This window comes from Paenibacillus sp. FSL H7-0756, from assembly GCF_038006765.1.
Lineage (GTDB): Bacteria > Bacillota > Bacilli > Paenibacillales > Paenibacillaceae > Paenibacillus_AQ.
Genome location: NZ_JBBOVT010000001.1, coordinates 57,441 through 71,489 on the forward strand (window position 1 = coordinate 57,441; position 14,049 = coordinate 71,489).

Sequence of the window (14,049 nt, forward strand, 5' to 3'; positions counted from 1 at the left end):
TTACATTCTCTAATTTGGATCTCACCGAAGTGATTTCCTATACTCACTCGTTGTTCAGTTTTCAAAGATCAAGCTCGTTGTCAGCGCCGCTCACCGCGTCACCAGCAACTCTTATAATATATCACGTTCATCCGAGCAATGCAAGCTTTATTTTTGAAATCACTTATTTAAGTAATCTCTCATTTCCTTTGCCGCTCAACAACGCTTATTTATAATAACCTATCCTTCTATTAAAAAGCAACCTTTATATAAATAAAAATAACCCGCTTAATAATTAAGCGGGTTATTCTCAGGTAATGCTATAGTTCACAGCTATTCTTAGTAGAATTTCGCTGCAGTATATTTGCTTGCTGATTTGACCAGTTCAGTTGATGCTGTGTTTTTACCCAGACCTGCATCGACTGTAGTATCAATCGTTACCCATTTGCCGTTCAGGAACACTTCATTCCAGGCATGGTATGAAGTTACATAGCTTGTATTTCCCATAACCAATTTGGTTGGAATACCTTCACTGCGGAGCATTGTAGCGAACAAGGATGCGTAATCGTAGCAGATTCCTTTGTTGGTAGCAAGCGTGTTATCGTTGTTCGGAATATAATCTGTGCTTACGCTGTTAGCCAAAGAGTAATCATATTTCACGTTAGTTACGATGTAATTGTAGATAGCCTTAACTTTGTCTGCATCTGTAGTCAGACCCTTTGTAAGCTGAGCTGCCTTTTGAACGGATTTATCGGAAGAACTCCACTTTACATTCTGTACGGAGCTCAAATATACGGCATTCACATTGCTCATGGAGAGAGATACAGTCTCGGAAGACAGTACTTTGTACTTGTTGCCGGTAGTATTCTCAAGAACAGAGACCTTATAAGAGCCATTACCTTGTTGCAGCGGGAACGTCTCGTTCGGTTTGGAAGTGTATAAGTTGTAAGTATAGCTGTTGTTGCCCTTGGTAATCATGAGCTTCATCTTCTTATCCTTAGGAACATCGTACGATACCCCGATAATCCCTTGATCAAGTTGTCCAACATTTAACCAGCTTGAATCTGCATTAGCGGCTTGAGCAGTGCCTGTCTGTACAGAAGTGACGATCACAAAAAGTGTAATCAACATTAAATAAAACTTCTTCATGGATAAAACCCCTTTCGGTAGCTGGCTGCCATTCTTACGGGAAGGCCCTTTAGCTTTGCGTCCCTACCTTTCGATAGGTTTGCCGTTATCGTATAAGCTTTATCTGTCCAATCTACTACCACATAATGACAGATTCTGAATTAAAACAAACAAAAAAAGCCTCTTCATTCGGTAGCTGGCTGCCATCCATGACGGGAAGGCCCTGTAGCTTTGCGTCCCTATCTTTCGATAGGTTTGCCGTTATCGTGTATTAGCTTCTGATAGTTCTATCTTACCATACCTCTATCTATTATCAAGACCCAAATTGCTAGATTCCACCACAAATATACTAAAATTTTATGTTTTTTCGACCTTTATCGCCTTGTCTTGATGGATTCAGGTCAGCTTCGCATGAATGATAAGTCTGTGGGTCGGGTTGACAAGCGGATCACAGGTAATAAGGGTCAGAATCTTATCATCATCCTTTCCCTTCAGTACCGAAATATCAGTAGGCTCTACAATAGATACATCATATACAACATATTTGTATTCCTGGCCGCTTGTAATAACAGTAATGGTATCCCCTTTACCGACCTCATCCAGTCTGTTGAACAGCCGCCCTGCCGTTCTTGACCGGTGTGCCGCAATCGCTGCATTGCCTACCGCGCCAATCGGAGCTGTCTCCTTCATATGCGCCGCAGCATGCTTCATATTAGTCTTGGTGGCGCCCTCCAGTACAGGCAGCTTCAGATCGATTTTGTCAATTTCAATAATGGCAGTGATCTTGCCTCCAACTTCAATCTCGGGCGCTGTAGTGGGCACCGGCTCTTCTGCACCAGACTCTTCCGCCAGCAGCTGGGTGACTTCCGCATAAGGCTTGCTCAGATCCTGGCTGGCAGGAGCGGTAGCCGAAGGAACGATTTCACTATAGGCCTGTTCGGCCTCTTCCAGCAGCTTCTGCTGCTGACGGTCCTCGTACCATTCGCTTCCTTTGGGGTAGAGCATAATCAGGACCCCGGCAAGTATAATCAAATAGGATAACTTCCGCATGACAATCGCCTCCGCAATATAGAATAAGTACTCCCGCCGCAGAATACGGGGAAGATATACTGTCTCTTTAGAATACCCATTTCCGGCTTCCAAAGAAATTAATGATCACTGTTATGAAGGTAACCAGCACCTTGGCCAGGAGCACCTGTATCCCCAGCCGGTCAGTCAGAAGATGAATCAACAGCACCGAAATGCCCAGCACCAGCAGATTCAGCACAATAAATCTCACCAGCTGCATCCGGTCAAAGCCGCCATTCCCGCCTCTGTCCCTTCCCTTAAAGGTCACCTTCTTATTCCAGAAAAAGCTGTTGGCCGTCCCGGCGCTATAGGAAATAATCTGTGCAGGGGTGTTAAGCATCCCCAGGGAATGCAGCAGGGTAAATACCGCAAAATCTATGAATGTGTTAAGCAGGCCCACCGCATTAAATTTCAGAAACTGGATCATGCCTGCGCGCCAAGCCTTATCTTGCATAATCGCTTTCCTTCCGGGTGTCTTCAGACTCTGTATCCGGGTAGCCTCTGGTCTCGCGCACGATATAGAGCGGTCTATCCTTTGATTCGTCATAGATCCGTCCGATGTATTCCCCAATGACGCCCAGCAGCATCAGCACAATGCCGTTAAACAACAGGTTCACCCCGACAATGGACGCCCAGCCCGGCACGGTCCAGGAGGTGAAGACCTTCTGGAATAAGACCAGGAACAGGTAGATGAAGCTGGAGAAGGACAGGAAGAAGCCGATATAGGAGGCGATTTTGAGCGGCTTATGCGAGAAGGAGGTGATTCCGTCGAGCGCAAAGCGGATCATTTTTTTGAGCGGATATTTCGTCTCCCCGGCGTAGCGTTCCTCCCGCACATATTCCACCATGGTCTGCCGGAAGCCGACCCAGCTCACCAGCCCCCGTACATAACGGTTCTTCTCCTTCAGACCGCGCAGCACATCGCAGACCTTGCGGTCGATCAGCCGGAAATCCCCGGTATCTGTGGGAATCTCCACACTGGTCATGCTGCTGAGCAGACGGTAAAAGATTTTGGCCGTAACCTTCTTGAAAAAAGTCTCTCCGTGGCGCTTCAGCCGCTTGGCATAGACTACCTCATAGCCTTCCTTCCACTTGGCGATCATCTGCAGAATGACCTCCGGCGGGTCCTGGAGATCTGCGTCAATCACCACGACAGCCTGACCTTCAGCATAATCCATGCCCGCCGTAATCGCCACCTGGTGGCCGAAGTTACGGGAGAAGTCAATCAGCTTGACATGCTCATCCCTATTACTGATTCCGCGCATAATCTCAGCCGTACGGTCCCGGCTGCCGTCATTGACGAACACAAGCTCATAGGTATCCCCGCACTCATCCATTACTTTTTTGAGCCGCTCGTAGGTTACCTGAATGACTTCCTCCTCATTATACATGGGCACAATTACACTATATCTGGCCTTCACAAGGGTTCCTCCTAAATTTATTGTAAGCCACAGCTTCTTTGATGCGCCTCTTCAACATCAGCTTTCAACAACTATGGGCTCTTACAGCTCCCCTCCTAGAATACCCAGGAAGGGAACCAGCGAAGTACTTGAATGATATAACTGCTGTTCACCTGCATGCCGGATAAGACCGGATAGAACATTACAAACAGGATGGCGGCAGCCGCAACATAGGCGTACCGCAAATATCTGGCACCCTGGAACCTGCTGTCAAGCAGCTTCAGGATGTACACAATGGATAGAATCATAAACGGCACCATCGCAAAGTAATGGTACAGGAACGTCTCACGCGGCACAAGCATCCAGGGAACATATTGTGAGAAGAAGGCGATCCAGATCATATACAGGTTCTTGTCCCGGCGCTTCACAGTGAACCATACGGCGGCCAGCATTGCGAAGATTCCTGTCCACCAGATCAGCGGATTGCCCATGGTAACTATGCTGCTCGTTTTGCCTGCGGGTAAGCCTTCGCCGCCGCTGAAGAACCACACGGGACGCTTCATGAACGGCCACTCCCACCAGGAGGAGGCGAACGGATGTGTTGCTACAAGCTGGCTGTGATAGTTGTACATATTCTTCTGGGCATCAATCAGGCCCTTAACGGTGAAGCCCTCTGCTGATGCAGACAGTGAAGGAATGAAGGACAAACTATATACGATACCCGGAATAACAATGAAGAATCCTATACAGCTAACCAAGGTGATCACTGTATTCTTCCAGAAGAACTGATCTGCGGTCCTGCAGGCGGCTTTGAGTTCCTGTCCGCCCAGCTTGCCTTCAGCCAGCAGACGTCCGGCAGCCTTGTATTCTCTGTAGCGTTCAAAAAGTACCAGCGCAAGCATAATAGCAAGCCCCGCGCCTCCGTAAATCACGATCCACTTCGAAGCAACCCCGATACCGAAGAACAGTCCTGACCAGAACAGCGGAACAAGCGTTGTCCGCAGCGGCACCCGGTAGAAATTCATCGTGAAATACCGCTGCATGAAATAGAACATCAGCATAATGAAGAATACACCGTACACATCGATGGTTGATATCCGCGTCTGGGTGAAATGCATGAAGTCCAGAGCGAACAATCCTGTTGCCAGTGCCGCATAGGTAGTCTTACGGAACAAGCGCATGGCCATGATATAGATCAGCGGCAGCATCGCAATCCCGAACAAGGTGCCTATGATCCGCCACCCGAACGGATTGACGCCGAACAGCTCCATTCCTAGCCCGATCAGCAGCTTGCCAAGCGGCGGGTGCGTATTCTCATAAGGAACAATATTATGATAATGCTCATAAGCCGTACGGGCATGATAGATCTCATCAAAATACGTACTGTTCATGAAATTAGAGTTCTCCGGTATGACGGACTGCTCATCGAACAGATTGGCCGGCGCTCCTCTTTTAGCTGCTCCCGAATCAGGTGTTACGCTTGCTATGGTCAGAGGGACCTTCGGTGCCCCCTGCTCATAGAAGGCCATCTCGTTAAGAGTGAAGCCTGGAGACGTAACCGAGAGCTTAACATATCTTGCGGATACGTTAAGCGGCTGGCTTTTCCAGATGAAGACATTGCCGACATCCTCGCTTACCTCAAGCGGGTTGCTCCAATTATCAGGGGTCTGGCTGAATTCCAGCTGAAACTTCCCGGTCCCGACACCACCGAAGACATTAACCCGCTCCAGCTGACGGGCCTGCCCCAGATCCACATAGAAGCTCTCACCGCTGGCCGCCGGCTCCCACAGAGTCTCAGGTGCCTTGTTATCACCCAGATGATAGAGGGCAAGCGCTCCGTACAACGCGGTGATGCCGAGCATCCAGATCCAGTCTCTGCGCTTCAGCTTCAGCGGAGAACGCCGCTCAGCAGGGGCAAGCGGCTTGATGCCTTCTGCAAGCAGCAGATCTGCTGCGTACGCCTCCTTAGGGGTAACCGGCTCAGGTAAAAGCTTCGCAGTTCGGCGGATATATACATCGTATCCAATATAGAGCAGATATATCGCAAGAATGATAGTGGTAATAGCTGTAACCAGCACAATGCCGTCAGCCGGCGGATTTCCGCCGGTATTCAGGTACGCCAGCGTATAACCAACATTGATGTACTGGGTCAGAGAGAACCCGAGGAACAGGGTCAGGAACCGCCGGTCCCGGCTCTCCATGAAGGCGAATAAGGACAGGATCAGTACCGGATACAAGTAACGCTCATGCATTTTGGTACCGAATACGAAGACAATCGTGATCAGCACCATAGCGATGAAGTAGGACTTGGAGAGATCCTTGCGGTCCTTGGTATTGAAGGAATAATACGCTGCAAGTGCAACTGCTACCAGGATGAAAATAAAGCCCCAGATACGGTAAGGGATGCCGAGCCAGGTCACGTCCAGCGCCGACCACATCGGATCGGTCAAGGCATACAGGTTGAATGCATTCACTGTGGAATACGGATAGGAGGACAGTGTGCTTTTGTAAAGGTTAATCAAGCCTGCAAACCCGCCGTTGTTCCAGAAGAACGGGGCTGCGAGGACAAGAAAAATCCCCAGTCCGTACAGGGCGCCCAGCGCAAGCTGCTTCCAGGCCCGGTGATGGTAGAAGGCAAGCAGCAGCACAGGTGTGAAGATCAGCGCCTGCGGCTTGATCAATGTAGCGACGGCAAAGAAGACCGCCGCACGTACAAAGCGCTTATCAACAACCCCCATTATACTGAGCAGCAGGAAGATGAGGAAAAAGGAATCCGCCTGCCCCCAGGCTGCCGAGTCCATCAGCACAGCCGGATTGAACAGGAACAGCATCATTAGTCCCATAGCCAGCCCGGAGCCGAGCCTTGTACGCGCGCTCTTATAGATAATCCAGCCAAGCACCAAATCAGAGAGCATCGCAGGCAGCTTGAAGAGAACCGTCTCGGCACCTGATCCGCCCGCAAAATTAAACAATCCGCGCAGCAGGCTCAGCAGGTATAGCACATATAAGTACCCCGGCGGGTAATCAGCGAAATAACCTTCCTCATAGAATTTGCCCGGTCCAAGGTCAGTCAGGCGCTGGCCCCAGGCCATGAAGGTGTTCATATCATTCTTGTAGCCCTGGGCCGTAAGGCCGATCCAGATCCGCAGGATGAATGCCGCCCCGAACAAAACGTACAGCCAGCGGGTGTAGATTACATCCTCCTGTCTCAGCAGACGCTCACTGCGGAAGGCTCTTGTGTATAGAAAAGCAAAGAACAGGCAGAAAGCTCCAGAGAGCAGCAGCAGCTTGGCCGGAGATACCTTATGCGGCACTTCCTCCGGCTTGCTTCCTCCATCCGCATCTGCCGGGGGAGCCTGGGCTCCGCTGTCCAGCGAAATTATATTCGATCCCTCCGGCACTGTATCCAGCTTCTCTACGGACAGATCATCGAAATAGGCCTTGCCCTGAACCAGATTAGCATAGCCGCCGAGCGCAGCGCCGATTCCGATCTCGGTCTGCTCCTTGCCGGTCTGGCCGATGAACTCCAGACGCTGCCATTCACCGCCGGTGTCGCTGGTAGCGGGGTAACCGCCCCCAATGCCTACCGGGAAGATGTTGGCCCCGATTCCCCCGCCTGCGATGCTGGCTATTTTGACATATCCAGAGATTCTGTAGTAGCTATCCGGCACAACGGTAACGGTCTGCACCCACTTCAGGTGATTAGGCTCCAGGTTCTCGATAACCGCCGCTTTGCTGCCGGAATGAACCTCTTCGGACTGAACGGATATGGAGCCTGCCGCATCTCCGGCAATCCACATGTCCTTGCTCCAGCCTGCCGGGGCCCCCTCTTCCCCTTCTTCAAAGCCCGGGTTCTGCAATAGATTCCTTTCGGCATAAATGCTTGTTACAGGAAGAATAAATAAGAAGAGCATTAATATAACGGTTGCCGCTGCACGTACATTCTTGGTCATCGTTCTACCCTCACCTCGTCAATGTTAATCCAGCCATTACCGCCGGTTATGTATACTTCTGCCTGTATCCCCTGCTCCAGAGTGACCGCAGGAAGTGTGACCTGTTGATAGGCTTCCGCCGCAGGCAGCTCTGTCTCGGCAAGCACCTTACCGGCTGCCCGAATGCCGATCTTCCCGCCGCTGCCTCCGCTACTGGACATAACGGTCAGTCTGTACTCACCGGCTGTGGCGGTAAAAGTCTGCGATACGATGGTCTCCGCTCCGGGATCCAGATATGCCAGCTTACTCCCGGCGAAGGGGTTGTTGCCGGCCACTCCCGTACCAGCAGAGAAGGTCCACCCCATTGTCCCTTCCTCAAATCCGCCATTCACAAACTCGCCTGCAGCAGTCTTAGGTGTGTCTTGAGACCAGTCTGTCTGTTCACTGGTGAGCAGTACGCTATAGTTGGCAAAACGCTTCACTCTAGATCCGGCACTTGCCGCAGGCGGCACAGCAGTATTCGCATAGATATATGCGGTATTCGCAGGCACCCTGTTCAAATCCTCAAACCTGTATCTTCCAAAGGAAGATACCCGCTGAAAGGCTTCTCCCGGATTGGCATACTGAACGGACTTCAGGAAATCATGCGGATTGATTTGCTCATAGAACAGTACATAAATATAAGGCATATTCACCTGATTCGTAAGATAGACTTCACCAGTACTGTGTTCGGAAGCATATCCGACAGCCTCCCCCAAAGATTCATAAAAGGCTGGGCCGATTTGTTCAGGGAAATCGCGGAAATACGTGTTGGAGAATAAAATAAACATCACGGCGAATCCGGCCGCCGCCAGGATGGCTGCGCCTTTGACTCTGCCTGCCAGCCAGACGAATCCGGTGCTTACCAGCATAATGAACGGATAAAAAATAATATTAATCCGGTTAATATTCACAGTTGTAATCAGCGCCATAAGCACCGCCACCAGGAACCAGAGCAGCACGGCTCCCCTGCCGGCGCTCTCCCTCTCCCGCCGGCTTGTCCACCAGGAATGCAGGAGAACGATCAGACCGAGCAGGGCAAAAGGCAACGCAAGCGGGTACGCATACCCGTAAGGAGAGATGGAGTTCCAGGGCAAGCCGTCGCTCCCGCTCCACATCAGCTTGCTGAAGGCACTAAGGTTATCCGCAGCGGCCTGCCACAGCCTGCCGCCGAATACGGATGAAATCTCCTCCACGCGCGGCGTCGTAAGCTTCGGAATCGTGAACAGCGGAGTAGCTATATCCTGCATGGCGTAACGGTTAATGATAATAAATAGTAATATAGGCAGCGCCAGTGCCGCAAACCATATAAAATTCCAGGCCAAGGCACGGGGCCGCAGGACCTTGCTATATAATAGAAGAATTGCCGTACCGAGTGCAAATAGCGGGACGAAAAAATACGCTGTTCCATAAGCATACAGCGAGAGAGCCAGCATACCGGTAAAGGCATACAGCCACCTTGAATTCGTAAAGGCGCGCAGCAGAAAGTATACGGCTATCAAAATCATCGTAGGAAACAGATTCGATTCCAGCGCCCACCTGGACATCATAATATGCCACGGATTAATGGCGATAAAGAACATAGCAGCTGTTCCGGCCCCAGGCGAGACCGACAGTCTTTTCATAATGAGATAGAAAAACAGCATACCCAGTAGTCCCATGATCAGGCTAACCGCCCGTACAGACAACGGCGTTAGTCCGAACAACAGAATGAACGGCATGGACAAGTAGGCATAGAGCGCATTCTGCCCGCTGCCCCAGGCGATTAAATGAATCGGCAGATGAACACCATTCCGGTCCATTCCGTAGTGCAATATGGCATAGGCATCATAGCCGATAGAGGCTTCGTCCTGATTCAGTCCCGGTGGAATAGAAGTTATGTATAGAATACGGACCATTGCCCCAAGCAGGAACAGCAGCACTGGCCAGGGCTGGCTACGGAAGGACTTGTACACTCGATTGAATACACCGGACACCATTTATCACCTCTTCAACAATATAATCTAAATATTGGTTAATGAAAAGGGTAAAGCCCAGCTTCTCCCGGGCGCGTGCCCCTTACAAGAACAAAAAAGAAAACGGCCTCTTCATATAATGAAGAGACCGCAGATTGGAAGTCAGAATCCGTGGAGCTTATTAGCCTTGGCTGCCGATCAGAACATAACGCAGAATGATCAGCACCGCCAGCACCCACATCATCCAGTGGATATCATATTTCTTCTTGCCGGCGATATTCGCAACACAAGCCAGAATAACATAAGTAACAATCCCGAATGAAATTCCGTTGGCAATGTTATACGTAAACGGCATGATTACGAAGGTCAGGAAGGCCGGAATTGCCAGTACCATGTCCTGGAAGTCAATGTCACGGATCGATTGAGCCATGAGTACACCAACAATAATCAGCGCTGCTGCTGTGGCCGGACCAGGGATCAGTGCGACTACCGGAGCCAGGAACAGGGCAAGCAGGAAGCAGATCCCTGTAGTTACTGCAGTCAGACCCGTACGTCCGCCTTCAGCTACACCGGCTGCACTCTCAACGTAAGCGGTAGTGGTGGAAGTACCCAGCATCGCACCGCCCGCAACAGCTACCGCATCTACGAACATGGCATTTCCGACACGCTTTTTGCCCTCTTCAGGGTTCTTCATGATTCCGGCACGTTCAGCAGTACCTACCAGCGTACCGAAGGTATCAAACAATTCTACGAAGGTAAAGGTGGCAATCGCCGATACGATACCGGTGTGCATAATACCTTCCCAGTCGAATTCCCAGAAGTTCAGCTGTGTGAAGTCAGGCACCCATGGCGTCTGCGGATTGCTCAGTGAACTGAAATCTACAGCACCCATGAGGATTGCAGCCACGGTAGTTCCGAGAATTCCGAACAGAATAGCACCGCGAACGCGCAATACCATCAGAATAGAGATCAGCAGCAGTCCGATAATCACGAGCTGGACATTGGTGTTCTCCAGGCTGCCCATATGAATTACAGTTTCAAAAGAAAGTACATCTGTAAATTTGTTAGCGGCGATATCACTTCCGGCTTCGACGCCGATAGTCATCAGTCCGCTGTTCTTCAAGCCGATAATGGTGATGAACATCCCTATACCTACAGTGATCGCATGCTTCAGGCTGTCAGGAATGGCAGTGAGCAGAATTTGCCGGACCCGGGTAATGGTCAGGAGGATGAAGATAATCCCGGAGATAAATACGGCGGTAAGACCCATCTGCCAGGTGAACTCATGTTCAGTGGTGGCAGAGGATAAGACTACGGAAGCGAAATATGCGTTAAGGCCCATACCAGGTGCCAGAGCGACCGGGAAGTTAATGAATACCCCCATGGCAATGGTGAAAATACCGGCTGCCAGCGCCGTCGCAAGGAATACGGAATACCAGCCCATATCAATGCGGCCGAAGGCAGTCAGAGTGCTTGGATTAACCGACAGAATATAAGCCATTGCCATAAACGTGGTTATACCGGCCATGATCTCTGTACGTACTGTGGTGCCGTTCTCTTTCAGTTTGAAAAAGCGGTTCAAATGGTTCTCCCCCTAAGGTTGTATGTTGTGCCAATACAGCAACACAGAAAGCCGGCATCTGGGAAGACACCGGCCCGAAAAAAGAGATCGCTGCCCGAAATCCCGGACCATTGCCGGTCATCCCAGAACAAGCTGCTCTTCTTAATCGTAGCCAGGTCATTACGGTGACCTCGTAGAGACTTCCGGGCCGATCCCCGGAATTATACGAATATATTTGCTGTAGCGCTTTATCATTTTAGGGGGAGATGACATGCCTTGTCAATGGTAAATACGAACATTGCCCGTCAGGTTTACATAAATGTTCGTAAATTGAACATTTTTATGACAAATCCCGCTTGGTTCAGAGAGAATTCCCCAAACATTGCAGCCTAAATGCGGAGAGGTCCGTACTAAATTAATTATAATTAATCTCTACATGGATTAGCGCGCCAACATATGTTAACCTGAATGAGCTTAGCGATAAGCAATCAATTTTCCTACAAGTTCCTTATCCGAAAGGGGATGTTTGAATTGGCTACTACTTATATGGTGGTTTCAGTTTAGAACTGCATAGCAGGCATGCTTCTTAAAAAGGCGGGCAAAGCCCGTATTATTTGGTATGCCATCCCAAGTAACCTTTCGTGAATATTGCTGTTTGCGGGATACGATGAAGGTCGTATCTTCTTTGCATCCTGATGCCGCAGATCAGCAGCTTCTTCTTGAGGCTGCTGTTCCGCGGCATTTTTGCGTCCACAAAACAACTTTAAAAGGAGCTAAACCCAAAATCATGATTGATCTAAAAACCTATGGATATACAGAAATAGAGGAAATTCCTTCAGGACTATTGCCCGGAAGAATTACAGAGCTCCAGCGGGAGCGGTTTACCGTTATAACCGCACAGGGCGAGGTAACGGCTGTGCTCAAAGGCACCTTCTATCACAGTGCAGAAACCCGGGAGGACTTCCCGTGTGTCGGTGATTTCGTTCTGCTTCTCCCGAATGGGAGCGGAGATTCACTCATCGTTACGCTGCTCCCCCGCCGCTCCAAGTTCTCGCGGGCGAATTATTCGGGTCATGCCGCTGGCTATACCAAAACTATTCTGGAGCAGGTCGTGGCCACCAACTTTGACTATGTATTTATTCTGTCCTCCCTGAACTGGGATTTCAATGTCACCCGTATGATGCGTTATCTGACCCAGGCCAGGCAGAGCAGGGGCCAGCCAGTGGTCATTCTGACGAAGGCAGACCTTACTGGAGACTGGAGCCGCCCGCTGGCAGAAGTCCAGCAGAGCATGCCGGATGTGCCGGTGCATGCAGTGTCCAGTCATAACGGTCACGGGCTGAATGAGCTTGATGTCTATCTTAAGCCAGGTTCGACTGTCGTCTTCCTCGGTATGTCCGGGGTCGGAAAATCTTCACTGCTCAACGCCCTGATGGAACGGGATGCGATGAAGGTCAGTGCCATCCGGGAGGAAGACAGCCGGGGACGGCATACAACTACACACCGTCAATTATTCATGCTCCCCTCGGGCGCAATGGTAATCGATACCCCAGGGATGCGTGAGCTTGGATTATTCGGCGCTGACGAAGGCATCTCTGCCGGCTTCAGTGATGTGGAGGAAAGGTTCTCCGCATGCCGGTTCAAGGATTGCCGCCATGAGGCCGAGCCGGGCTGCGCCGTTCTTGCCGCTCTTGCGGACGGTTCCTTGCCGCGTGAACGCTGGGAGCGTTACATGGCCCAGCAGCAGGAGAACCAATTCGTGCAGAACAGAACTAACTATCTCAGGGGCAAGGATGCCCGCAATCAGTCAGCTGCTATGCAGCGCAAGCAAATGAAGAAAAACGGAGGACGAAAAAAATGAAGATTCCAACTGAAGCGTTATATACTGCACTAAGTGCGCTTTTCAAAACAACGATTACAGCTGCTGACTACCAGACGTTACAGCTACATGGCGGGACCTTGGGGGATGTGCAGCTGGTTACCGGAACAGCCGAAACGGCTGACGGAGAGCAGCTGCCGTACCGTATTGTGCTGAAAATCCAGAAGAAATGGGAACGATACGATGATCCGCTTTCCTGGCGGCGGGAATATGACCTCTACGCTTCGCCACTCGGTGCAACCTTCACGGAATCCTTCCGCTGGCCGGTGTGTTATCACGCTGAGATGAATGAAGCCGGGGATGAAATGAGATTATGGCTGGAATATATGGATGGCATCTCCGGCCTGGAGCTGACCGGCGATATGTATGAACAGGCGGCACTGGAGCTGGGACGCTATCAAGGCAAATTATACGCAGCGCAGCCTGAAGTGCTGCAGAGTCTGACCAACCTGAGCCATGCGGATCTCATGAAGAACACCTATCTGCATTACCGGTCCTGGCCGCTCGTCTACGACTATATCCGTTCGGAGGAATGTGACTTCCCGCAGCATATCCGGCAAATGCTCATCGACATCGACGAGCAGTCGGACGATATCTTTGCCCGGATTGAAAAGTTGCCCCTCGTACTGTGCCACCGGGACTTCTGGGTAACCAACATCATCTATACCGGCGGGACCATCGCGCTGATTGATTGGGATACCTCGGGCTGGGGCTACCTCGGCGAGGACATCGCCAGCCTGATTGCGGATGAGGCGGATCTTGATCACATGGTTGAATACTACCAGCGGTGTGTCCCTGCTTATTACCGGGGCTTCGCAGAATATGCGGGAGAGATTGCCCCGCTTGCCGGCCACTGCGTCTACGAATTCATCCTGCTCGTATTCGGATACCGGATGGTGGAAGGGTATCTCCATACGGAGGAGGATGACGGGAAGGCGGAGAATCTTCGTACGCTAGAGAAGATTTATGAATTGAAGAGCTTGTAGCTGTCCGCCTAAGCGGGAAGAACTCCAAAGCCTAATATAGGGTTTTGGAGTTCTTTCTTGTCATATATATTTGACACATAAACTTATGGAGAGTATGATGAACAAACGATTAGTCATATATA

9 protein-coding genes and 3 riboswitches are annotated in these 14,049 nt (G+C 50.6%); of the genes, 2 read left to right on the forward strand and 7 right to left on the reverse strand.

Annotation, left to right across the window (positions count from 1 at the left end):
• Window positions 1-318: 318 nt before the first annotated feature.
• The 7 genes from NST04_RS00260 to NST04_RS00290 form a co-directional block, all read right to left on the reverse strand.
• On the reverse strand, window positions 319-1,128 hold the full coding sequence (locus NST04_RS00260) for a transglutaminase-like domain-containing protein (RefSeq protein ID WP_341182677.1): 810 nt from the start codon (window positions 1,126-1,128) through the stop codon (window positions 319-321).
• A gap of 13 nt (window positions 1,129-1,141) precedes the next feature.
• Window positions 1,142-1,222, reverse strand: a riboswitch (cyclic di-GMP riboswitch).
• Window positions 1,223-1,295: 73 nt separating this feature from the next.
• Window positions 1,296-1,377, reverse strand: a riboswitch (cyclic di-GMP riboswitch).
• 126 nt (window positions 1,378-1,503) lie between these two features.
• The gene (locus tag NST04_RS00265) at window positions 1,504-2,157 is read right to left on the reverse strand and encodes a class D sortase (protein ID WP_340944387.1); all 654 of its coding nucleotides are present in this window, start codon (window positions 2,155-2,157) and stop codon (window positions 1,504-1,506) included.
• A gap of 67 nt (window positions 2,158-2,224) precedes the next feature.
• Complete coding sequence (locus NST04_RS00270) at window positions 2,225-2,629, reverse strand: GtrA family protein (protein ID WP_036696898.1); 405 nt, start codon at window positions 2,627-2,629, stop codon at window positions 2,225-2,227.
• Window positions 2,619-3,596, reverse strand: coding sequence for a glycosyltransferase family 2 protein (locus tag NST04_RS00275; protein WP_341182678.1), 978 nt, complete (start codon window positions 3,594-3,596; stop codon window positions 2,619-2,621). The genes NST04_RS00270 and NST04_RS00275 overlap by 11 nt, the downstream gene beginning before the upstream one ends.
• A 95-nt stretch (window positions 3,597-3,691) precedes the next feature.
• Window positions 3,692-7,528: a glycosyltransferase family 39 protein gene (locus NST04_RS00280; protein ID WP_341182679.1), complete on the reverse strand. Its 3,837-nt coding sequence runs from the start codon at window positions 7,526-7,528 to the stop codon at window positions 3,692-3,694.
• The gene (locus NST04_RS00285; RefSeq protein ID WP_341182680.1) at window positions 7,525-9,525 is read right to left on the reverse strand and encodes a hypothetical protein; all 2,001 of its coding nucleotides are present in this window, start codon (window positions 9,523-9,525) and stop codon (window positions 7,525-7,527) included. Before NST04_RS00285 ends, NST04_RS00280 begins: the two co-directional genes overlap by 4 nt.
• A 157-nt stretch (window positions 9,526-9,682) precedes the next feature.
• Window positions 9,683-11,083 carry an NCS2 family permease gene (locus NST04_RS00290; RefSeq protein WP_341182681.1) on the reverse strand — a complete coding sequence of 467 codons (1,401 nt, stop codon included), beginning with the start codon at window positions 11,081-11,083 and terminating at the stop codon, window positions 9,683-9,685.
• 128 nt (window positions 11,084-11,211) lie between these two features.
• Window positions 11,212-11,311: riboswitch (purine riboswitch) on the reverse strand.
• A gap of 538 nt (window positions 11,312-11,849) precedes the next feature.
• Here NST04_RS00290 and rsgA point away from each other — a divergent pair.
• The gene (rsgA, locus tag NST04_RS00295; protein WP_341182682.1) at window positions 11,850-12,923 is read left to right on the forward strand and encodes a ribosome small subunit-dependent GTPase A; all 1,074 of its coding nucleotides are present in this window, start codon (window positions 11,850-11,852) and stop codon (window positions 12,921-12,923) included.
• Window positions 12,920-13,927: an aminoglycoside phosphotransferase family protein gene (locus NST04_RS00300; protein WP_341182683.1), complete on the forward strand. Its 1,008-nt coding sequence runs from the start codon at window positions 12,920-12,922 to the stop codon at window positions 13,925-13,927. The genes rsgA and NST04_RS00300 overlap by 4 nt, the downstream gene beginning before the upstream one ends.
• The last annotated feature ends 122 nt before the right edge of the window (window positions 13,928-14,049 follow it).

Coding starts and splice junctions, on each gene's coding strand:
- NST04_RS00270 (WP_036696898.1), bottom strand. CDS start 2,629: ATGCAAGATAAGGCTTGGCGCGCAGGCATGATCCAGTTTCTGAAATTT.
- NST04_RS00300 (WP_341182683.1), top strand. CDS start 12,920: ATGAAGATTCCAACTGAAGCGTTATATACTGCACTAAGTGCGCTTTTC.
- NST04_RS00265 (WP_340944387.1), bottom strand. CDS start 2,157: ATGCGGAAGTTATCCTATTTGATTATACTTGCCGGGGTCCTGATTATG.
- NST04_RS00260 (WP_341182677.1), bottom strand. CDS start 1,128: ATGAAGAAGTTTTATTTAATGTTGATTACACTTTTTGTGATCGTCACT.
- rsgA (WP_341182682.1), top strand. CDS start 11,850: ATGATTGATCTAAAAACCTATGGATATACAGAAATAGAGGAAATTCCT.
- NST04_RS00285 (WP_341182680.1), bottom strand. CDS start 9,525: ATGGTGTCCGGTGTATTCAATCGAGTGTACAAGTCCTTCCGTAGCCAG.
- NST04_RS00280 (WP_341182679.1), bottom strand. CDS start 7,528: ATGACCAAGAATGTACGTGCAGCGGCAACCGTTATATTAATGCTCTTC.